The organism is Leisingera sp. ABD4_442, assembly GCF_056160905.1.
In genome coordinates this window covers 95,449-117,409 of record NZ_JBSWYB010000006.1, presented here as the reverse complement: position 1 = coordinate 117,409, position 21,961 = coordinate 95,449, and the positions used below count along the sequence as shown (strand labels likewise).

Below are 21,961 nucleotides of genomic sequence, written 5' to 3'. Positions count from 1 at the left end.
GCAATAATTCGTGAAGGAGATCACATGCGTTACAAAATCAGCGGTAAACAGATCGACATCGGCGAAGCTCTGCAAACACATGTGCAGACTGAGCTGGGTTCGGTTGTTCAAAAATATGCCGAACGACCGACCGACGCTGCCGTGGTCTTTTCCCGTTCGGCGCATGAATATGTGTGTGAAACCACCGTGCACCTGTCCACCGGGCTGACCGCCCAGGCCAAGGCGCACGCAACGGAGATTTACGCCGCGTTTGAGGGCTGCTGCGAAAAGATGGAAAAGCAGCTGCGCCGCTACAAGCGCCGCCTGAAGGACCATCACAAGGACCGCAGCGAGCCGGTTGAACATCTGGGCGCCAACTCGTATATCCTCGCCTCTGAGGAAGCGGAAACCGAACCAGACTCGCTGCAGCCGATCATCGTCGCCGAAATGGAGACCCGCATCCCGTCCCTCTCAGTTGGCGAGGCGGTGATGCAGATGGAGCTGGCAGGCGCACCGGTTCTGGTCTTCCGCAATGAAGGCAAAGACGGATTGAATGTGGTCTACCGCCGCGACGACGGCAACATCGGCTGGATCGATCCGTAAACACAACTAAGGCATCGGCGCCCCCAGGGGGCGCCGGAACGGAGCAGAAGAAATGCAGATTTCCAGCATCCTCAAGCCAGAGGCCGTCCGGGTTATCGGTGCGGCCTCAAGCAAGAAGCGCTTGTTTCAGGAAATCTCGGATATCGCTCAATCCGCCTATGGGCTGGACGCCCAAGCCACCGTCGAGGCGCTCTTGGACCGTGAAAGCCTCGGCCCGACGGGCGTGGGGCACGGTGTTGCGCTGCCGCATGCCCGGCTGGACAGTATCAGCCAGGTCAGCGGTGTCTTTCTCGTTCTGGAAAAGCCGCTGGACTTCGGCGCAGTGGACCGCCAGCCCGTGGATATCGCCTTTGCACTCTTTGCACCAGAGGACGCCGGGGTGGAGCACCTGAAGGCACTGGCACTGGTGTCCCGCACCCTGCGAGAGCAAAGTTTTTGCACCAAGCTGCGTGCCAACCACGACCCGGCCACCCTTTATACCATCCTGACAGAGGACCAATCGGTCCAAGCCGCTTAAGAAGCTGCCGGCCTCGCGGCTGCCAGCTGCCTTAGACGCCGCCGCTCCCTGCTGACGCCTGCAGCTGGGCCTCCGGCTGCCTGACCGCTGGATCAAACGTCTTGCCAGGGCCCAAATCCAAAGGCCAGATAATCGCGCTGATAGATCTGCGCGATCAGCGCCTCCAGCTCTGCGTCATAGATATCCGCCAAGGAAAACGGAACGTCCGGTGCCGCGGCCGCAACCGGGCCTGGCTCCATCCGCCCCAGCTTCTTGGCCAAAGCCGGGAGATCTTCGGACATCTCCGCCTCCCGGATCAACAGATCCGGGGTCGCCAATTCGGAAAACCCTGCCAACGCCTGACTCTGGCTGGCCCATTCGGCATCAACCCGGATTGAGGTCTGCCCCGCAAGATTGGCCTTAAGGAACGACAGAAAGCCGGCAAAAGCCTCCCTGTGCTGTGCCTTGGAGTACCCCTCGCCGGGGCCGTTTTCCGGCAATGCCAGGCCGAACTGGCGCTGCAAAGTGCTGCGAATGGCCCGGTAGCTGCCTTCACCTGCGTTGAGAATGCGGCGGCAGAAGACCGAATGCACCCGCGCCGCCGGATGGCGCAAAACGGTGAAACTCCGAAACCCCTTGTTGCCGCGCTTCCACTGGCGCAGCTGCTTCTGGTTCATGCCCTGGATCAGCCCCTCCGGCTGCACGCGGTCCAGCCCGGCCATCCACGCCGTGACCTCCGCTTCGGGGCCGCCTTTCAGAGGCAGGTACAGCAATGGTGTCACCACCCCGGCCACATAGCCAGGCACGGCCGGCCCGCGGCGCGGCTCGAAATTCGGGGTGCGGGTCAGGTTGAATCTGTCCAGTCCCGAAAGCGCTTCCTGCATTTCATCCGGATTGGCGACCTTCGCCAAAACCGGTGCCGGGTTCTGGCGCTTGAGACTGTCATCCAGCGCCTCCAGCTGCTGGGTACAGCCCAGCCAGCTGGCCAGCCCGTTCATGACCTCCAGGCTCTGCAAATCCTCGTATGCCACATAAAAGGCCGTCTGCCCCAGCGCCTGAAGACGGTTCAGCAATGTGACCTGGAAATCCTGAAGCGCTTCCACATGGGCGGCAAACTCCGCCGCCTCAAACCGCGCCTTGGCATCCTTGCGCCGTTTTACATTGGTCAGCTTCCATTGCCCGGTTTCCTTGGCGATCTTCCAGGACACATAGCTGTCCAGCGGATTGCGGGTCAGGATAATCTTGGCGCAGCGCGGGTCCTCCAGGATTTGGTCCAGAACCCGCGGATCATGGTCATGAAAGTAGCGAAACCCTCCCAGCACGCTGGGATCCTCTTTGATCTTACGGATCAGCCGTGCCGGATCAGCCTCCCGCATGGACCGGGTCATGCCCAGGACATCCGTTTTGTTCGGATAGCCGATAAAATGCGGGTTAAAGGCTTCGCCGTGGCAGGCGATCCCGTCAAAGGCATTCAAATTGGTTTCCAGAAAATTGGAACCAGTGCGCATTTCAGCAAAGACTGTAAAGTAGTCGAAGGACGAACGAGACATCGGAGTTTATCTTACCAGATAGGGTTTGCGCTGTGGCTTGGTGTGATTGACCGGGCTTTGCCCCACCGGGAAATCCCCCATGAGATAGGGGTGCATGCCCTGGTTCTTGAGATTCTGCAGGAACTGGCCAAAGCCATCCAGGTCCGTCATTTTCGGCGCTTCGCTCAGATGCCTGGCTGCCAGCGGGCCAATCTCGTCAACGATGGTCTGCATCGGCTCCATCGGGGCCTCAACAAATTCCGCCATGGTCCAGATCCGCACCCTCGCCTTGGTCCACTGGGAGCGCAGGACCTGCAACTGTTCAGCCTCGACCTGCTGGAGCTTGGCAGCTTCCTGCCTCAGCTCTGCAAAGTTGCGGTTGGACTTGAACAGCGGCACCGCCCAGGCGCCGCTGATGACAGAAATCTGCGCATTGGAATCCCGGGCAACCAGCCAGTTCACTGCCTGATTGTCGCGCGGGCCGAATTGAAAGCACTGGCGTTCGCCGCGAGTGTTCCAAATCAGGCTGGTGAGGAAACTTTCCGGATTGTAGTCGCGGGCTTTGGCATTGCCGTTCAAGCAGCCGTTGATCAAGCTTTGGCCTTCCGAAAACTCGGCGCCTTCCGGTGCAAAGATATGCCCGTGCACCCGGGACCCCGTTGTTTTGGCCAGCCAGGTTTCAAAGTCGTCAAACAGTTCGGAAAACCCCTGAAACACCGAATAGGGGCTGGAGGTGATCCCGTTCTCTGATCCGTGCCCGGGAAACCGGCTCTGCATATAAAGGCCGGGGCGGCCGCGGGTGCGCCGTTCAACCGCCTTGGCAAAGATCCGGTCGATCTTGCCGGGGTTTGGCTCTGTCTTCTTCATCGCCCCGGCCTGATCCGTCAGAAAGGCTTGATACAGCCGCTCCGCATGGGGCCAGATCTTGCGCGCCACGAAACAGTCTGACCGGCGCAAAAGCTGCAGGTGGTCGTCGTAGAAGATATGCGGCTTGCCCTGAAAATCGAACTTGCTCAGCGTCAAGGAGCGGCTTTCGATGCTGCTGGAATATTGCCGCACCAAGGTCTGGAAATAGCTTTCATCGGGAATCCAGACCTTGCGGAAATACGCGTCATAAACCGGCCGCTCCGGATCCTGCAGAATGGCCGACAGGGTCTGCCGGGTCAGGCACCACCATTGGCTGCCCATATGCGGCACCAGACCAGGCGGAATCCGGCGCTTGAAACGCAGCTTGCGCTGCAGATCCACATAACGGTCAAACAGATAGCGGCGCCGTTTCCACGAAAACGGGAACCGCAGCGTGAACCGCTCATGGCTCAACCCGCCGACGATCCAGGGCACATCCGCCGTTGTCGCGCTTTCGATGAAATCGGTGCGCGGGCGCGCCGCCAGATAGTCAATCAGCTCCTGAACAGGCCGCAGCGGCAAACAGGACCCGGAGGCAAGGTAGACATGGCGCACCTCCGGGAACTCCGCCAGCATTACCTCGGTCGCTGATTGCGACGCCGCCACAATGCCCCAGGTGCCCCATTCGCAGCGGTGGCGTGCCGAAAACCTCACCAGCGGATCATCTGCCAGCGCCTCCTGGAACCGCTTGAAAACCTCGCTGCCGACATTGCGGTCCACATGCAGCACCACCGGGCAGCCGCTGGCGGTCCAATGGCGCACCACCTGCGCCGCGCGCTCCAGCGCCGTATGCACCAGCATGACAACCCCGACCGTGCTCATGCCCAGTTTCCCTTGGACATCAGGCCGAGAATTTCAAGCTGGCGCCAGTTGATGTATTTTTCGCTCCATTTGCACCACAGCTCCGGCTGCTCCGCCAGCTTGCCGGCATAGGCCTTGTACTCGGCGGACCTGGCATAGTGCTGGCCGCGCACCAGCTCCTCTTGCGCCTTTGCGCCAAACGTATCCAGAAACTTGGTATGCAGCAGCGCGCCGCTTGCCTTTTCGCCGCCATCGCTTTCGTAAACCTGGTTGAGACCGCGCGGCAGCAGCGCATGGGTTGAACTGGCATAAGCATAGCGGCGGTGCCATTTCACCAGCGGGATCTTGTTCAGTGCCGGGGCCTTATTGGGCTGATCGGCAAAGAACACACGGGCCCGCGGCCCCCCTTGGATCCACAGGTTTCCATATTCCTGATTGCGGGTAATCGTGTAGTTGCCGCTGTCGAACCAATGGGCAATGTCCAGCGGGTTTTGCCCGGCCTGATACGGCACCTCGCCAATGCGGCCCTTGGGGTAAACGTCGATCAGCATCGCCGAGAAGCTTCGGATTGCCGAATTGTCCAGCCAGTCGGTCAACGCCCGGATCGGCCGCGTGTCGCAGAACGGGTAGATAAAGAACTCATCCGGATCGACCACCAGCACCCAATGGTCATGCGCATATTTGCGCTTGAGGTAGTTCATCCAGTCGATCCCAAAGCCTGCCCGCTTGTAGCTGGCCGTGGTATGCCACAGGGAAACATCCTGCATCCCGCGCAGGTAGTCCGCACTGCCATCCGTTGAGCCATTGTCAACGAACAGGAAATGATTGACCCCCAGGCCGCGGTAGTATTGCAGAAAATAAGGCAGCCGGATCTGCTCATTGCGCATGGTGCACACAAGCAGGATATCCCCTGGGCGAATCGCCGCCGTGTTATCCTGAACGGGGGTAAGCTCTCCGGATTTTCGCACTGCACGGATCAGGCGCCGCTTGCGCCGCAACCGCATCCGGTAAGAATCCCAAAGCCCCACGTTCACTCCAAATCATTTTCCAGGGAGCGCGCTCACCTGCCCAGGTTTTAATGCCTGCCTCAAGCTTCCGCGCAATATGTCACGGCGCAATTCTATTAACAATGAATTTAGAAACAGTTACGCGGCCTGGCGGCCTGGCTGCAACAATTTCCTCGCGTTCGGCGCCTAGGGTCAGGACCCTATTACCAAACGATAGGCTGCATCAGCCCCAGCTCAGCCAATTGCTCATGATCACGGTACCGGACCGCTTCCGGGCGCCACAAGTCCGGGGTTTCAGAAATCCGGTCATAGTAGCCGTCAAACTGTTCCGGCGTATGGAAGTGCTGCCGCCTGCTCTTTTCCGTTTCCGACTTGGAAACAATTTCCGGCAGGAACTTCGTATGAAGCAGCACCCCGGAAAGCTCGCTGCCACCCGGACCGCTGTACAGCGCATTCAGCCGCGGCGGAAGCAGGGAGTGCGTCGAATTTAAATAGGCGAAACGGCGGTTCCACCTGATCAGCGGGATCTTGTTGAGGGTCGGCGACCGCTCTGGCGCGCTGGCGAAAAAGACCCTTTCCCTGACCCCCCCCTGCACCCACAGATTGCCCGCCGGCTGCTGTCTCTGCGCTCTGTAAGGGCCGGCATCAAACCATGGCAGCACCTCACGGGGGTCTTGCCCCGGAAAATAGCTTTGCGTGCCCAGCGGCCCCTTGGGAAAGAGTTCCAGCATCAGGGTGCCAAGGCCGTCCTGCCCGCGCTGCTCCAGCTTGTGCGTCAGCTGATCGAGGCCGTGCTCATCCATGCCCGAGTAAACAAGCAGCTCATCCGCATCCACGGTCAGACACCACCGCCCATGGCCATAGCGGATCAGGAGCCAGCCCAGCCAATCCAGGCCGAACCGGGCCTCTCGGTAGCTGCCACCGGTCTGCCACAGCGACACATCGGGCTGTTCCGCCAGCAGCTCGGCGCTGCCATCATCGCTCGTGTTGTCCACGGCCAGAAAATGCACCGCACCCAGGCGGCGGTAATGGTCCAGGAAATAGGGCAAACGGCTGGCTTCGTTGCGCAGAACAAGGAACACCAGCACACCCTGCCCCGGAATATGCGCTGTCCGGTCTGCCAGCTTGGCCATCTGCCGCCTGGCCCGCAGGGCGCGCCACAGTATCCGCCGCCGTTTCCACCGCATCCTGTAGGCACCGGTCAAACCCGGCGGCGGCAGATCAGGAACGGCGGCGCGGGACATGATCAGGCCTCGTAGTGGCCGGTCTTATGCCATTTCCAAGCATCAGCAATCATAACTTCGAGTGTGGATCGCTGCGGCTTCCAGCCAAGATCAGTAATGGCACGCGTCGAGCCTGAGACCAGTTTGGTACAATCCCCTTCCCGCCGTTCACCGGTGTTGCAGGGCACTTTTTGCCCGGTCACGGCCTCGGCCTTGTCCATTACCTCGCGCACCGAAAACCCGGACCCCGTGCCCAGATTGAAAACCTGGCTGCCTTTGCCGTCCTGCAACCATTTCAGCCCCAGCACATGTGCATCCACCAGGTCGCAGACATGCACATAGTCGCGGATGCAGGTGCCATCCGGCGTGTCATAATCCGTCCCGAAGATGGTCAGCGCATCGCGCTTGCCTGCAATCGCATCCAGCACAAGCGGCACCAGATGGGTCTCGGGACGGTGGAACTCGCCCACCTCGGCCTCGGGATCGGCACCCGCGACGTTGAAATAGCGGAAGATCACCGACCGCAGCCCATGCGCAGCGCCGAAATCCTTCAGGATATCCTCAACCGCGCGTTTGGAGGCGCCATAGGCGTTCAGCGGCTGCTGCGGCGTATTTTCATCCAGAACCACATTGTCATGCTCGCCGTAGGTGGCGCAGGTCGAGGAGAACACAAAGTCCAGGCAGCCCGCCGCCACTGCAGCCTCAATCAGGTTCAGCGACCCGCCAGTGTTATTGGCCCAGTAGCGCCCGGGCATTGTCATCGCCTCGCCAACCTGGCTGATTGCTGCAAAATGCATCACCGCGGCCGGCTGGTATTTGGCGAAAACCTCATCCAGGCGCGCACGGTCACTCAGGTCGCCCTTCTCAAACGGGCCGAACTTGACCGCGTCCTGCCAGCCGGTCACGAGATTATCGAAGGCCACAGGCGTATAGCCCGCCGTTTTCAGCGCCTTGCAGGCGTGCGAGCCGATATAGCCGGCACCGCCGGTCACCAGGATATTTGCCAATGTCTTTGCCCCATGCTGGGCCGCACCCTTAAGCGCGGCCAGAGTGGTTACTGTGCGGCCTTTCCGACCTGCGCAATCTCGGAGATATAGTTCATCAGATCGTCGCGCAATTCGTCCCGTGCCAGCGCAAAGGCGACCGTCGCCTGCAAGAACCCGGCCTTGGAGCCGCAATCAAACCGCTGGCCGCGGAACCGGTAGCCGTAGACCGGGACGTCCTTGGCGATATCTTCCGCAATGGCATCCGTCAGCTGGATCTCGCCGCCCGCGCCCTGTTTCATCTTGTTCAAATTCTTCAGCACCGACGGAGAAAGAATATAGCGTCCGATCACCGCAAGGTTCGAGGGCGCCTCCTCGGCACTTGGTTTTTCCACCATGCCGTTTGCAGCAACCACCTGCCCCATGTCTTCCTTCACATCGAGCACACCATAGGCAGAGGTCTTTTCGGGCGGAACTTCCATGGCTGCCACCATATTTCCACCGGTTTCCTCGTAGGCCTCGACCATCTGCTGCAGGCAGGGCTTTTCCGCGGCAATCACATCGTCCGGCAGGATCACCGCAAAGGGTTCATTGGCGATCAGCCTGCGGGCGCACCAAACAGCATGCCCCAGGCCCAATGCCTTGTGCTGGCGGATATAGGCAATCGCGCCCGACTCCATATTGGTGCTTTGCAGCAGGTCCAGAAGCTCGGTCTTGCCCTTCTTGCGCAGTTCCTGCTCCAGCACAGGCGAATGGTCGAAATAATCTTCCAAAGCGCCCTTGCCGCGCGAGGTGACAAAGATGAATTCCTTGATTCCGGCCGCGCGCGCCTCGTCGATGGCATATTGAACCAGCGGCCGGTCGACCAAGGTCATAATTTCTTTCGGTACGGATTTCGTTGCCGGCAGGAACCGCGTCCCCATACCTGCAACCGGAAAAATCGCTTTCGTTACTTTTTTACGCATGTTGTTCTCTCAAATTAAAAACCCAGTCCGGCTATGCAGTCCCGCTCACTCGGGAGAGACCAAAGTCCCGCCGGCCTGGCTGTCCCCACCAGTTCGGAATGGTGTATCCAGGCTTCCCCGGCACATCCCATCAGTGTGATTTCACCTGCACCAGCCCACACAACGCTTCACAGATTATTCAAGCCCCATCTTCTTCATCATCGCTTCCAGCCGCGGCACGTCTTCCGGATTGTTGAGCTCCCAGAATTCACGCCCGCGGGCCTCAACTTCGACACATAGAACCTTTTGTCCATTTTCAAGGAACCGGAGCTGCTCCAACCCTTCCAGTTTCTCAAGCGGCCCTACTGTCCAGCCAGAATATGCTGCCAATGCATCCGGGCGGTAGGCATATACGCCGACATGGTGAAAGACCGGCGTATTTTCGCCATCGCCAAAGGTCTGCGCGCAATAAGGCACCACTTCCTTAGAGAAGTAGAGCGCACTGCGGTCTTCGGCAAATACCGCGGTGGTGCCGCCAACGCGCCCGGCCTGCCGGTCGGCCAGCAAACTGTTCAGCGTTTCCCCGTTGCAGCGCAAAACCGGCGTCGCCAGCCCCATCTCAGGAGCATCGCGCAAGCCCGAGATCAGCTCCTCCACAAACCAATGCGGAGTCAGCGGCGCATCCCCTTGCAAATTCACGACTATTTCATATCCGCCGCCCAGCGCTGCGTGCGCTTCCGCACAGCGCTCGGTTCCGTTGGCGCAGGCTTCCGGCGTCATCACAACCTCTGCGCCAAAGGCCTCCGCCGCCTGCCGGATGCGATCGTCATCTGTCGCAACCACAACACGGTCTGCGCCTTGCACCGAACAAGCCGCCCGCCAGGAGCGCTCAATCAATGTCCGCGCTTCACCAGAGCTGCCGGCAAGCGGCACCAGCGGCTTGCCGGGATAGCGGGTAGAAGCGTAGCGGGCGGGGATGACGATCAGAACTGACATCAGGCTTTCTTTAGATCCACAGCCGGAGCATAGGCAATGAAGAACGGGTTCGCATAGCCTTCCTTACCGTATTTCAACGGGGAATGATCGTCAAAACGCACCACTTTGCCGCCGGCACCGGCCAGCACCGCGTGGCCCGCGGCCGTGTCCCACTCCATGGTGCGGCCAACCCGCGGATACAGATCCGCCTCACCGGTGGCCACCAGGCAGAACTTCAGCGAGGAGCCGGCGCTCTTGCTGTCTTTGACAGCATATTTGCCGATATAATCGTCGGTGGCCTGGTCGCGGTGGGATTTCGACGCCACCACCATCAGCGCGGAATTATCGCTCTGCGCCACACGGATTGGCCGGGTTTCCCCGATGGTTGCGGGATCAAAGGCTCCGGTTTCCTCCACTGCGCTGCCATCCGCCAGGGTAAAGAACATCCGCTGCTTGGCCGGCGCATAGACCACACCGCGGGTCGGAACGCCATTTTCCACCAGCGCGATGTTCACGGTGAAGTCGCCGCGGCGGTGGATGAACTCCTTGGTGCCGTCCAGCGGGTCAACGATCAGGAAGGTATCGCCGCGCTCCTTGTGCGAGGCCGCCTGCTCCTCCGTGACCAGCATCATCTCCGGGAACGCCGCCCGCAGACCGGCTGAGATCAGGGCATCCGCTGCCTCGTCCGCTTCTGTCACCGGGCTGTCGTCAGACTTCACTTTAACGTCGAAATCGTCGGCGTTGTAGATTTCCATAATCTTCGCGCCAGCCTCGATGGCCAGGCGGCGGATCACGGGCACCAGGTCTTCATATGTCACGCGGATCTCCCTAACACGGCTTTAATTGAAAATTTGCCTCTCGCCCCTTATGATGCGCTGACAACAGAACGGCAAGCAGCCGCATCAAAATCGAGCAGAGAATGCAGGTCTCATGTTTCAGCAGCGCACGCAGCGATCCTCGTTTTCCGGATTCCTCACACTTTGCGAAGTGGTGTTCCACTCGATCGTGCGCAGCGTGCGGTCAAAACACAACAATGCCTTCATCGCGCTTGGCCTGAACATTCTGCAGGCGGTCCTGTTTGTCGCTGCCTTCTATGTCATGTTTTCCCTGCTTGGGCTGAAAGGCGCCGCAATCCGGGGCGACTTCCTCCTGTATGTGATGTCAGGCGTCTTCCTGTTCATGGTGCATACCAAAACGGTCAGTGCGGTTTCAGGCGCCGAAGGCCCCAGCAGCCCGATGATGCAGCATGCCCCGATGAATACGATGGTGGCCATCCTGTCCGCAGCGCTCGGCGCGCTGTATATTCAGGTGCTGTCCCTGTTCATCATTCTGTTCGTGTACCACGTCGCCTTTACCCCCCTGCACATTGAGGAGCCTATTCCCGCGTTTGGCATGATCCTGTTGTCCTGGATAACCGGTGCAGCCGTCGGACTGGTGTTTCTTGTCCTCAAACCCTGGGCGCCCGGGCTGGTCGGCATCCTGACGATGATCTACCAGCGCGCCAATATGATCGCCTCGGGCAAGATGTTCCTCGCCAACACACTGCCAAGCTTCATGCTGGCCATGTTCGACTGGAACCCGCTGTTCCATTGCATTGACCAGTCCCGCGGCTTTGTCTTCATCAACTACAATCCGCACTTCAGCTCCTGGCAGTATGCGGCCTGGGTGGCACTTGTGCTGATCGTGATCGGGCTGATGGGCGAATTCTACACCCGCCGCCAGGTCTCCATCAGCTGGAGCGCGCGCCGGTGACCCCGGGTGCCGGCCCAAGACTTTTCAGCAAAAGTCGTGGCAAAAGTTTTCCGTAAAACTTTTGCCCCCGCCGGCGTCAGGTGACCACGCGCAGGGTCAGGTTGATTCTTCCGCCCTTCGGCAGCAGGCGGGAGGACCGGAACCGGATCCGGTCCACCCCGTGATAGGTAAGCCGCGCCTCGCCACCCATCACCACCACATCCCCCGAACCAAGCCAGACCGATTCTGTCCTGCCTCCGCGGGTCTGATTGCCGATCCGGAACAGCCCGTCGTCGCCCAGCGAAATTGAGACAACCGGAAAGGAGAAATCCGCTTCATCCTTGTCCTGATGCAGCCCCATCTTCGCCCCCTCGCCGTAATAGTTCAGCAGGCAGCACTCCGGCTGCCGTTCCAGCCCGGTCAGCCCGCGCCAGATTTCCAGCACCTCCTCCGGGATCGCAGGCCAGTCCCGCCCCGCCGGGTGCTGTTCCGCATAGCGGTAGCCCGCCGCATCCGAGTACCAGCCGAACCGCCCGGCTGAGGTCATCCGCACCGACATCTGCCCGCCGCCCCGGACTTTCGGCGAAAACAGCGGCGCCGCCTTCAGCACCGGGCGCAGCGCCTCGATCAGCCCCGCCTGCCGGGCAGCATCCAGATACCCCTTGTGAACATCAAATCCGCGCACCCGCAGCAGGGTCATTGCCGTTCATCCATCCTTAACCAAGCCCCTTGCAAAAAAGCGCATTGATTCACGCCTCCGGGCGTGCACTGGCGCTTGCAGGGCCGTTTTCACGTCCCTATATACGCCGGGACGCGGCAAGGTGCAGACCAAACCGCAAAACAATCGGGGCCAGGATGCCGTTGCGGGTTCAGGCCTCGGGTAATCGCCTTGAGTAGTAAAAAGGGATCGCAAATGAGCAAAGTTATCGGCATCGACCTGGGTACCACCAACTCCTGCGTGGCCATCATGGACGGCTCCCAGCCCCGCGTGATCGAAAACGCCGAGGGCGCGCGCACCACCCCGTCGATCGTTGCCTTCACCGACGACGAGCGCCTGGTCGGCCAGCCCGCCAAACGCCAGGCCGTCACCAACCCCGACAACACCGTGTTCGGCGTCAAGCGCCTGATCGGCCGCCGGTTCGACGACCCCGCCGTCGAAAAAGACAAGAAGATGGTGCCCTTCGCCATCGTCAACGGCGGCAACGGCGACGCATGGGTCGAAGCCAAGGGTGAGAAATACTCCCCGTCGCAAATCTCCGCCTTCACCCTGGGCAAGATGAAGGAAACCGCGGAATCCTACCTGGGCGAGGAAGTCACCCAGGCGGTGATCACCGTGCCTGCCTACTTCAACGACGCCCAGCGTCAGGCCACCAAAGACGCCGGCAAGATCGCAGGCCTCGAAGTGCTGCGCATCATCAACGAGCCGACCGCGGCTGCGCTGGCCTATGGCCTGGACAAGGAAAACACCCAGACCATCGCCGTCTATGACCTCGGCGGCGGCACCTTCGACGTGACCATCCTGGAAATCGACGACGGCCTGTTCGAAGTGAAGTCGACCAACGGCGACACCTTCCTGGGCGGCGAAGACTTCGACATGCGCATCGTCAACTACCTGGCGGATGAGTTCAAAAAGGAAAACGGCGTCGATCTGTCCAAGGACAAGATGGCCCTGCAGCGCCTGAAAGAAGCCGCTGAGAAAGCCAAGATCGAACTGTCCTCCACCTCGCAGACCGAGATCAACCAGCCGTTCATCTCGATGGACCCGTCCTCGGGCCAGCCGCTGCACATGGTGATGAAGCTGACCCGCGCCAAGCTGGAAAGCCTGGTCTCCGACCTGATCAAGCGCTCGATGGACCCGTGCAAGGCAGCCCTCAAGGACGCGGGCCTCTCCGCTTCCGACATTGACGAGGTGGTCCTGGTCGGCGGCATGACCCGCATGCCCAAAGTCATCGACGAGGTGACCAAATTCTTCGGCAAGGAGCCGCACAAGGGCGTGAACCCGGATGAAGTGGTTGCCATGGGCGCCGCCATCCAGGCCGGCGTTCTGCAGGGCGACGTTAAGGACGTGGTGCTGCTCGACGTGACCCCGCTGTCGCTCGGCATCGAAACCCTGGGCGGTGTCTTCACCCGCCTGATCGACCGCAACACCACCATCCCGACCAAGAAGTCGCAGGTGTTCTCGACCGCGGAAGACAACCAGAACGCCGTGACCATCCGCGTGTTCCAGGGTGAGCGTGAAATGGCCGCAGACAACAAGATGCTGGGCCAGTTCAACCTCGAGGAAATCCCGCCGGCACCGCGCGGCATGCCGCAGATCGAAGTGACCTTTGACATCGACGCCAACGGCATCGTGTCGGTCGGCGCCAAGGACAAGGCGACCGGCAAGGAACAGCAGATCACCATCCAGGCCTCCGGCGGTCTGTCCGACGACGACATCGAAAAGATGGTCAAGGACGCCGAGGAGAACGCGGAAGCCGACAAGGAACGCCGCGAGCTGATCGAAGCCAAGAACCAGGCCGAATCGCTGATCCACTCCACCGAGAAATCGGTCGAGGAGCACGGCGACAAGGTCGATCCGTCCACCGTCGAAGTGATCGAACTGGCCGTTGCGGCGCTGAAAGACGATCTGGAAAACGAGAAATCGACCGCCGAAAAGATCAAATCCGGCATCCAGAACGTTACTGAGGCCGCCATGAAACTGGGCGAGGCGATCTACAAGGCGCAGGCCGAAGAAGGCGGCGACGACGAGCCGGCAGCAGCTGACGAAGCCGCAGGCCCGGCAGATGACGACATCGTCGATGCCGAATTCGAAGACCTGGACAACGACAAGCGCTAACGCCTGACCACTCAGGCCACGGCGGGCCGGTCCGAACCCCGGACCGGCCCATTTTCGTTGAGGCAGATGGGGTAACCGATGTCAAAACGTGACTATTACGACGTTCTGGGCGTGGCCAAAGGCGCCACCGCAGACGAAATCAAAAAAGGCTTTCGCAAGAAAGCCAAGGAACTGCACCCCGACCGGAACAAGGACAATCCGGACGCCGAGGCGCAGTTCAAGGAAGCCAATGAGGCTTACGACGTCCTGAAGGACGCCGAGAAAAAAGCGGCCTATGACCGCTTTGGCCATGCTGCCTTTGAAAACGGCATGGGCGGCGGCCAGCGCGGCGGCGGTGGCGGCCAGGGCTTTGGCGGCGGCGACTTTTCCTCCGCCTTCTCTGATGTGTTCGACGACCTGTTCGGCGATTTCATGGGCGGCCAGCGTGGCGGCGGCGGACGGCAGCGGGCGTCGCGCGGTGCCGACCTGCGCTACAACTTGCGTGTCTCGCTTGAGGATGCCTTTGGCGGTCTGCACAAGACCATCAAGGTTCCGACCTCAGTCTCCTGTACCTCCTGTGAGGGCACCGGGGCCGAGGGCGGCGTGGAACCCACCACCTGCCCGACCTGCTCCGGCATGGGCAAGGTCCGCGCGCAGCAGGGTTTCTTTACCGTGGAACGCACCTGCCCGACCTGTTCGGGCCTGGGCCAGATCATCAAGAACCCGTGCAAATCCTGCCACGGCCACGGCCGGGTGGAAAAAGACCGCTCGCTGTCAGTGAACATCCCGGCAGGGGTTGAGACCGGCACCCGCATCCGCCTCGCAGGCGAAGGCGAAGCGGGCCTGCGCGGCGGCCCTCCGGGCGATCTCTACATCTTTGTCGAGGTTGGCCCCCACGCCCTGTTCGAACGCGACGGCAACAACCTCTACTGCCGGGTTCCGGTCAGCATGTCCAAGGCTGCGCTTGGCGGCTCCATCGAGGTGCCGACCATCGACGGCGGCCGCGGCCGGGTGCAGATCCCCGAGGGCAGCCAGTCCGGCCGCCAGATGCGCCTGCGCGGCAAGGGCATGCCCGCGCTCCGCGGCGGCGCCACCGGCGACATGTTCATCGAGCTGGCGGTGGAAACCCCTGTGAACCTCACCGCCCGCCAGAAGGAGCTTCTGCGCGAGTTCGAGGACATCTCCGAGGAAAACACCAACCCCGAATCCCGCAGCTTCTTTTCATCCGTGAAAAGCTTCTGGGACGGGATGAAGGGGTGAGCAAGCTCCCCGGAAACGCTCCGGGGGAGCGTTTCGCTTGCGAACGGGCGGAGCCCCGGCAATGCGCCGTCTAGGAAACCGTCCGGGGGACGGTTTCAGGGCCGAACGGGCGGAGCCCCGGCACATTGCTTCAAACGACTCGGTCGAAAGCGCCCCCAATCCGGGGCGCTTTTCTTTTGCGCATCCTTTACGCAATCCCCAGCCCAGACGCCCCATGCTGCACCGCGGCGGTGTACAGGGGGTGTACAGGGGGTGCACGCAAGACACCCCCTTGCTGCCGCCGCAGAGCAGCCCGCATTAACACTTCCTCAACCATGATGGCGGCACCATGGCACCATGGCACAGGACCCCTCATTCCAGGACGTCTCCCTGCCGCTGTTTCCGGGCAGCGACGAAGCCCCGGCGCAGCCCCTGACTGCTGGCCGCCTGCCCTCCTACATCAAGGACCACCGCGCCCGCCTGCGCGACCGTTTCATGGCCGGCGGCGCCGCCGCGATGCCGGATTATGAGCTGCTGGAACTGGTCCTGTTCCGTTCCATCCCGCGCCGCGACGTCAAACCCCTGGCGCGGCAACTGCTTGATACCTTTGGGGATTTTAACCGCGTGGTGACGGCCTCACCGGATCGGCTGGCGCAAGTAAAGGGCATTGGCGATGCGGTCATCACCGACCTCAAAGTGCTGGAGGCCGCCGCCCACCGCATGGCCCGCGCCCGGGTGATGCAGCGCCAGGTGATCTCCAGCTGGGACGCGCTATTGGACTATTGCCACACCACCATGGCCCACCGCGAGACCGAACAGTTCCGCATCCTGTTCCTGGACCGCAAGAACGTGCTGATCGCCGACGAGGAACAGGCCCGCGGCACCGTCGACCACGTCCCGGTCTACCCCCGCGAGGTTGCCAAACGCGCCCTGGAACTGAACGCCAGTGCCTTGATTTTAGTACACAATCACCCGTCCGGCGACCCCACGCCCTCGGACAGCGATATCAGTATGACCGAGCAGATTCAGGCCGCCCTCACTGCCCTGGGAATCACCCTGCACGACCATCTGATCATCGGTAAATCCACCGAGCTCAGCTTCCGTGCACAAGGGTATCTCTAGCACGCCCGGCTAGCGCACCCAAACCTCGACCCTGCGGTTGATCTGGCGGCCCCAGGCGCTGTCGTCACAGGCCATCGGCAGGGCTTCCCCAAACCCCTCCGCGCTGATTTGCACGCGCGACACATCTGCGGTTTCAGCCAATTGAATAACCGCATTCCGCACCGCACTGGCCCGTTTCAAAGCAATTTGCCGGTTCCCCTCAGCTGGCCCGACCCCGTCTGAAAACCCAGCAAAAACAAGCTCTTTGGCATCGTATTCCCCCGCTTCCAGAGCCCGGGCCAATTGCTCGATGTTGCTGCGGGACTGCGCATCCGGACGCGCTGATCCCGGTTCGAACCGGAAGGAGACAGTCAGGCGCTGCAACCCTCCCAGAACAGTTACCAGCCGCTGGATCTCATCCAATCCGGACTGATCTTCAGCTGCGAGAACGGCATTGGCAAGACGGTTGCCCTGCCGGTTCACCGGGATCAGTTCAGGAGACTGATCCACAAAACCTGCCCTTCGGATTACGGCTTGCGCCGCTGGTCCGCGAATATAGGCCAGAAAGTCCCTGGCAACTTTCGGAAGACGCCTGGCAGGCAAGTAAAGGAACATCGGCACTGTCAGCGGATAGTCTTCTGTCTTCACCGCCCGGCGGCTGGCCTGCAGGGAAAAGCCGCACGGGCCGGTCAGTCTCAGCATCCGTGCTGACCCTTTTTCAGCGAAGCTGGCAATACCGATTGCAAAGGGATCGATCAAAACCCGGCGGGCCAGCGTGCTGCTGCGGTCATGGCGATGAATTCCTTGCGAAAATGAATCGCCCAATGGCGCCAGCAGCTTGTCCTCAACAGCCTGGGCCAGCCCCGATCCAGCCACCGGCATATGCAAGGATATTGGCGCGTCAGGACCTCCGAGCGCTGACCAGTTGGTAATAGTGCCTGAGAACACATCCGCAAGTTCCGGCAGGGAAATCTCCCGGACCGGATTGCTGGGCGCAACGATAGGCACAAAGGCATCAAGCGCCAGAACACGGCTTCGTCCTGGCCCGGTCAAATCGCCCAGTCCCGCGGCCGTCGCCGCCTTGCGCTCAAACGGCCGGATCTCGCGCAAGGCCATGGCAAGGTCCGCCTCATCCGCGATCAAGGCAGCAAAGCCTTCATCCGTATTGCTGACCATGAAGGTAAAGCGCGCCGTAGGTTTTTGCCCGCGCAGGAGAACATGGCTGAAGTTCCCGCCCGGCAATGTCTCCCGTCTGGTTTGATAGCCGTTGCGGAGGGCAAAGCCTTCGATCAGCGCCGGAAGCAGCACTTCGGACATGGTGCTTGACCCGGCCAGGGTCACTTCTGCAACAAAGCCGGACAAGCTCGGGCAGCCGGGCCCATCGCAGGAAACCCCCGACCCGTCCACGGTGAGCTCTCCAAATTGGGTCTGCACCCGGTAGAACTCTCCATCAAACCCCAGCAGGGTGCCGGTGATCTCCACCGCACCATCCGGGGAAGACAAAGTGATATCCTGGGCTACAAGCCCGCGTGACAGCGCTGCGAGAAAAAGTGCGGCGCAAACGGCCGCACGAAGGAAAGACATAGGGATACCTGAAGTTACCGCAAATCAGTTGGAGGCGATTTTCAGGTCTTCCACCAGATTATTCAACACCAGAAAGCTGCCGGCAGCATCGCAATCCGGCATTGCCATGACCAAATCCCGGCTGCGCAGATGCCCGTCTTGAAGCTGCAGTGCTTGGGCGGTGATATCCCTGCCGCAGTTTGCGTCCGTGACCTCAGCCTCGGCAGTCATTGCGACATGCCCTGCCTGCCCCGGAACCGTAGAGGGTAAGCTGTAGATTTCCGCAATCCGCGGTGCCAGCTGGCTGTGGTCGCCAAGGCGTACAACCTCGCCTTGCCCGGCATCTGGCTGCGCACCATGCCAGACGTGACCCGGGCCGCCGTAGGCAGCGCCAAACTCCCGCGCATGGATCTCAAAACCGCTTTGGCCGGTCCACTGAAGCACAACACGCTCAACACCGTGCAAATCCGGCACCTCAGCCACCGCAACCGCGCCATTTCCGCCTGACGTCTCAGCAATGAAAACAGCTGTCTGTGCCAGTGCCGGCACCAGGGCTGAATACTGGCCGGAGGCATCAAGCGGCACGGTGAACGTCATGCCGCTGTGGTGCACAGTCAGGCGCTCATTTGCACGGCACGGCGCTTTGACAGACAGGTCAACCATCGCCATAGGCGCAGGCGTGGCCTTTGCGGTCATTTGACATGCGGCTTGAGGCTTTGTCTTTTCTGCCTGATCCGGCACGATCGCTTCAGCCGTTTGCGGAACCGCCGAGGTCAGTGTGATATTTTCAATCTTCAGCCCGGCTGTGTCTGGTTCCCTGGGCAGCTCAGGGTCTGCGGCAGCAGTGATATCGGTTTCACCGGCGATCCAGCCGGGACCAGTGTCCTGCATGTAAAACCCGATACCCAAGGCGCACGCCAGCGTCATCGCGCTTGTCGCCATCACTTGTCTATTCAGCATGCGATCCTCCTGAACCTGACTGGTTAAGGAAGCCTGCCGCTGAAAGCCGGCCAGTTTGTGGCTACATGCAGGAGAGAATCCGGCATTTTCCCAGCCTTCGTTGCCTGACTGGAAACAAATGCATCGCCAGTTATCGCGATAGAGAGGGTGCCGGACCTAACCCGGGCTATACGCTTGGACAGCGGGTGATGCGCTCCCCGCAGTCTGCGGCGCTGGCCCTTTTGAGTCAGGGCCAGCGCATTCCGGCAACCGCCTCAGGAGAGGCTGCCGTGGCAATGTTTGAATTTCTTGCCGGACCCGCAGGGGCATTTGTCGTTGCGCGACGGGTTGCCCCAAGTTGCCGGATCATCCTCCACAAAACCCGGCGCCGGGTCTTCTGCAGGCGCTGCGGCTGCATCCGGCTGAGCCGCCATTTGCTGCATAGCTGCCTGACGGGCAGCCATTTCCATCAGCATCTGCTGCTGCTCTTCCTCGGTCATCGGACGCACACGGCTGAGCTGCTGTGAGACTTCTTCGCGCAAGCTATCAAGCATGGTTTCGAACAGCTGGAAGCTTTCATTCTTGTATTCGTTCAGCGGATCGCGCTGCGCGTAGCCGCGGAAACCCACCACCGAGCGCAGGTGCTCCAGCGTCAGCAGGTGTTCGCGCCACTTCTTGTCTATGGTCTGGAGCAATATCTGCTTTTCGATGTTGCGCATGTTTTCGGGGCCGAAAGCATCAGCCTTTTCCGCCATCATCTTGTCCGAAGCTTCAACCAGCCGCTCGCGAATCTGCTCGTCATCGACGCCTTCTTCGGCGGCCCATTCAGCCACAGGCGCCTCAATCGACAGCATTTCGCGGACTTGTTCCTGCAGGCCAGCCGTGTCCCACTGATCGGCGTAGGTCTTGGGCGGCATATGGGTATCGAGCAGATCGTCGATCACCTCGTGGCGCATATCGTCGGTGATCTCGGACAGATCCTCCGCAGCCATGATCTCGCGGCGCTGCTTAAAGATCACCTTGCGCTGGTCGTTCATCACATCGTCAAACTTCAGCACGTTCTTGCGCATGTCGAAGTTGCGGCCCTCGACCTTGGCCTGAGCACGCTCCAGCGACTTGTTCACCCAGGGGTGAATAATCGCCTCGCCTTCCTTCATACCCAGCGACGACAGCAGCTTGTCCAGCCGCTCTGAGCCGAAGATGCGCATCAGGTCGTCTTCGAGGCTGAGGTAGAAGCGGGTCCGGCCCGGGTCGCCCTGGCGGCCCGAACGTCCACGCAGCTGGTTGTCGATACGGCGGCTTTCATGGCGCTCAGACGCCATCACGAACAAGCCGCCGGCGTCCAGAACCTTCTGCTTTTCCTCGGCGTGCTTGGCTTCCTCTGCCGCGCGCAGCTCTGCCGGATCGGCCTCAGGATTGGCGGCCAGCGCCTCCAGCACCTTCATCTCAACGTTGCCGCCCAGCTGAATGTCGGTGCCGCGGCCGGCCATGTTGGTGGCGATGGTGACTGCGCCAAAACGGCCGGCATCAGCGACGATCTGCGCTTCCTGCTCGTGGTGGCGGGCGTTCAGAACGTTGTGAGGAATACCTTCCTGCTGCAGCATCTGGCTCAGCAGTTCCGACTTTTCGATCGAAGTGGTGCCCAGCAGGACCGGCTGGCCCTTTTCGTGGGCGACCTTCGCCTCGCTGATCATCGCCTCGTATTTTTCGCGCGCGGTGCGGTAGACCTGATCGTCCTCGTCCACCCGCGCAATTGGACGGTTGGTTGGCACTTCCACCACGCCAAGACCATAGATTTCTGCAAATTCTTCGGCCTCGGTCATCGCTGTACCCGTCATGCCGGAAAGCTTGTCGTAGAGGCGGAAGTAATTCTGGAACGTCACAGAGGCCAAGGTGGTGTTCTCTGGCTGGATCTGCACCTCTTCCTTGGCTTCAATCGCCTGATGCAGCCCTTCGGACAGACGCCGGCCCGGCATCATCCGGCCTGTGAATTCGTCGATAAGCACCACCTGGCCATCACGGACGATGTAATCCTTGTCCTTCTGGAACAGCTTGTGGGCGCGCAAGGCCTGGTTCACGTGATGAACGACAGTAGTGCTTTCAGGATCGTAGAGCGATGCCTCTGCATCCAGCAGCCCGTGCTCACGCAGGGTCTGCTCCAGGTACTCATTGCCGTCCTCGGTAAAGGTCACACCACGGGTTTTCTCGTCGATCTCGAAATGATCCTCCGCCAGCAGCGGGATCACCTTGTCGATTGTCGAATAGAGTTCGGAGCGGTCTTCGGCCGGGCCTGAGATGATCAGCGGGGTGCGGGCCTCGTCGATCAGGATCGAGTCCACCTCGTCGACGATGGCAAAGTTGTGCTGCTTCTGGAAAACCTGATCCAGCGAGGGCTTCATGTTGTCGCGCAGATAGTCAAAGCCCAGCTCGTTGTTCGTCGCATAGGTGACGTCGCATTGATAGGCGGCCATTTTCTCAGCGTCGGGCTGGCCCGACCAGATCACGCCGGTGGTCATGCCGAGCTGGGCAAACACCTTGCCCATCCATTCGCTGTCGCGCTTGGCCAGGTATTCGTTCACCGTAACCACATGCACGCCCTTGCCCGTCAGCGCATTCAGATAAGCCGGGAAGGTCGCCACAAGGGTCTTGCCCTCGCCGGTCTTCATCTCGGAAATGTTACCCTGATGCAGGAACACGCCGCCCATCAGCTGGGTGTCAAAGGCGCGCAGGCCCAGAGCCCGCTTGGCTGCCTCGCGCACGTTGGCAAAGGCTTCGGGCAGCAGCGAATCCAGGCCTTCGCCATCCAGCGCCCGCTTGCGCAGCTCTTCGGTCTTGGCCACAAGACCGTCATCGCTGAGCTTCGCGAACTCATCCTCCAGCCCGTTGATCTGCGCAATCAGCGGCCGTGTCGCCTTGACTTTACGGTCGTTCGGCGTGCCGAAAACCTTTTTGGCGAGTGTTCCGAAACCCAGCATATCTTCTCCAGCGATCCTATGTCCGGCCTTTGCATCGGGCAGGCTTGCCCGCCGTGTCCGCAACCCATAAACAATGGTGGAAAGACGGTCCTGCCAATGGCCTCAAAGCGATGTAAGCGGCAGGGTATAGAGTGTCAACGCCAGGCCCCTTT

The 21,961-nt window shown here is 60.8% G+C and carries 18 protein-coding genes; 6 read left to right on the top strand and 12 right to left on the bottom strand.

The window, feature by feature from the left end; all coding sequences use genetic code 11:
• Nucleotides 1–24: 24 nt before the first annotated feature.
• Both hpf and ACXAHG_RS07335 read left to right on the top strand, forming a co-directional pair.
• A complete protein-coding gene (hpf, locus tag ACXAHG_RS07340; RefSeq protein WP_475040192.1) occupies nt 25–582 on the top strand; it encodes a ribosome hibernation-promoting factor, HPF/YfiA family in 558 nt (185 codons plus the stop codon).
• Nucleotides 583–634: 52 nt separating this feature from the next.
• Entirely contained in the window at nt 635–1,099 is a 465-nt protein-coding gene (locus tag ACXAHG_RS07335; protein ID WP_475040191.1) for a PTS sugar transporter subunit IIA, read from the top strand.
• A gap of 92 nt (nt 1,100–1,191) precedes the next feature.
• Here the strand turns inward: ACXAHG_RS07335 and ACXAHG_RS07330 are convergent, their stop codons facing one another.
• From ACXAHG_RS07330 to cysQ, 8 genes are all read right to left on the bottom strand, one after another.
• Nucleotides 1,192–2,628, bottom strand: coding sequence for a sulfotransferase family 2 domain-containing protein (locus tag ACXAHG_RS07330; RefSeq protein ID WP_475056589.1), 1,437 nt, complete (start codon nt 2,626–2,628; stop codon nt 1,192–1,194).
• Nucleotides 2,629–2,634: 6 nt separating this feature from the next.
• Complete coding sequence (locus ACXAHG_RS07325) at nt 2,635–4,335, bottom strand: DUF5927 domain-containing protein (protein ID WP_475040189.1); 1,701 nt, start codon at nt 4,333–4,335, stop codon at nt 2,635–2,637.
• On the bottom strand, nt 4,332–5,318 hold the full coding sequence (locus ACXAHG_RS07320) for a glycosyltransferase family 2 protein (RefSeq protein WP_475056647.1): 987 nt from the start codon (nt 5,316–5,318) through the stop codon (nt 4,332–4,334). The genes ACXAHG_RS07325 and ACXAHG_RS07320 overlap by 4 nt, the downstream gene beginning before the upstream one ends.
• Nucleotides 5,319–5,524: 206 nt before the next feature.
• The gene (locus ACXAHG_RS07315) at nt 5,525–6,565 is read right to left on the bottom strand and encodes a glycosyltransferase family 2 protein (protein ID WP_475056588.1); all 1,041 of its coding nucleotides are present in this window, start codon (nt 6,563–6,565) and stop codon (nt 5,525–5,527) included.
• A gap of 2 nt (nt 6,566–6,567) precedes the next feature.
• Nucleotides 6,568–7,551 (bottom strand): UDP-glucose 4-epimerase GalE, encoded by a 984-nt coding sequence (galE, locus tag ACXAHG_RS07310; RefSeq protein WP_475040187.1) that lies wholly within the window; start codon nt 7,549–7,551, stop codon nt 6,568–6,570.
• A gap of 47 nt (nt 7,552–7,598) precedes the next feature.
• Nucleotides 7,599–8,492, bottom strand: coding sequence for a UTP--glucose-1-phosphate uridylyltransferase GalU (gene galU, locus ACXAHG_RS07305; RefSeq protein WP_475040186.1), 894 nt, complete (start codon nt 8,490–8,492; stop codon nt 7,599–7,601).
• 174 nt (nt 8,493–8,666) lie between these two features.
• Nucleotides 8,667–9,467 (bottom strand): 3-deoxy-manno-octulosonate cytidylyltransferase, encoded by an 801-nt coding sequence (locus ACXAHG_RS07300; protein ID WP_475040185.1) that lies wholly within the window; start codon nt 9,465–9,467, stop codon nt 8,667–8,669.
• A complete protein-coding gene (cysQ, locus tag ACXAHG_RS07295) occupies nt 9,467–10,264 on the bottom strand; it encodes a 3'(2'),5'-bisphosphate nucleotidase CysQ (RefSeq protein ID WP_475056587.1) in 798 nt (265 codons plus the stop codon). Before cysQ ends, ACXAHG_RS07300 begins: the two co-directional genes overlap by 1 nt.
• Before the next feature lie 112 nt (nt 10,265–10,376).
• On the opposite strand from cysQ, the gene ACXAHG_RS07290 reads away from it, so the two are divergent.
• Nucleotides 10,377–11,198 (top strand): ABC transporter permease, encoded by an 822-nt coding sequence (locus ACXAHG_RS07290; protein WP_475040183.1) that lies wholly within the window; start codon nt 10,377–10,379, stop codon nt 11,196–11,198.
• A 76-nt stretch (nt 11,199–11,274) separates the two neighbouring features.
• Here the strand turns inward: ACXAHG_RS07290 and ACXAHG_RS07285 are convergent, their stop codons facing one another.
• Nucleotides 11,275–11,877, bottom strand: coding sequence for an alpha-ketoglutarate-dependent dioxygenase AlkB family protein (locus ACXAHG_RS07285; RefSeq protein WP_475056586.1), 603 nt, complete (start codon nt 11,875–11,877; stop codon nt 11,275–11,277).
• Nucleotides 11,878–12,066: 189 nt separating this feature from the next.
• Between ACXAHG_RS07285 and dnaK the strand changes: the two genes are divergently transcribed.
• The 3 genes from dnaK (at nt 12,067) to radC (ending at nt 16,353) form a co-directional block, all read left to right on the top strand.
• Nucleotides 12,067–14,013, top strand: a complete 1,947-nt coding sequence (dnaK, locus tag ACXAHG_RS07280) for a molecular chaperone DnaK (RefSeq protein ID WP_475056585.1) — start codon at nt 12,067–12,069, stop codon at nt 14,011–14,013.
• 78 nt (nt 14,014–14,091) lie between these two features.
• Nucleotides 14,092–15,252 carry a molecular chaperone DnaJ gene (gene dnaJ, locus ACXAHG_RS07275; protein WP_475056583.1) on the top strand — a complete coding sequence of 387 codons (1,161 nt, stop codon included), beginning with the start codon at nt 14,092–14,094 and terminating at the stop codon, nt 15,250–15,252.
• 336 nt (nt 15,253–15,588) lie between these two features.
• Nucleotides 15,589–16,353 (top strand): RadC family protein, encoded by a 765-nt coding sequence (gene radC / locus ACXAHG_RS07270; RefSeq protein WP_475056582.1) that lies wholly within the window; start codon nt 15,589–15,591, stop codon nt 16,351–16,353.
• 9 nt (nt 16,354–16,362) lie between these two features.
• Here radC and ACXAHG_RS07265 read toward each other — a convergent pair whose 3' ends face one another.
• The 3 genes from ACXAHG_RS07265 to secA all read right to left on the bottom strand — a co-directional run bounded on the left by ACXAHG_RS07265 (nt 16,363) and on the right by secA (nt 21,809).
• Nucleotides 16,363–17,916 carry a phosphate ABC transporter substrate-binding/OmpA family protein gene (locus ACXAHG_RS07265; RefSeq protein WP_475056581.1) on the bottom strand — a complete coding sequence of 518 codons (1,554 nt, stop codon included), beginning with the start codon at nt 17,914–17,916 and terminating at the stop codon, nt 16,363–16,365.
• A 24-nt stretch (nt 17,917–17,940) separates the two neighbouring features.
• A complete protein-coding gene (locus tag ACXAHG_RS07260; protein WP_475056579.1) occupies nt 17,941–18,855 on the bottom strand; it encodes a hypothetical protein in 915 nt (304 codons plus the stop codon).
• Between the two features lie 254 nt (nt 18,856–19,109).
• Nucleotides 19,110–21,809 (bottom strand): preprotein translocase subunit SecA, encoded by a 2,700-nt coding sequence (gene secA / locus ACXAHG_RS07255; RefSeq protein WP_475056577.1) that lies wholly within the window; start codon nt 21,807–21,809, stop codon nt 19,110–19,112.
• Nucleotides 21,810–21,961: the final 152 nt, after the last annotated feature.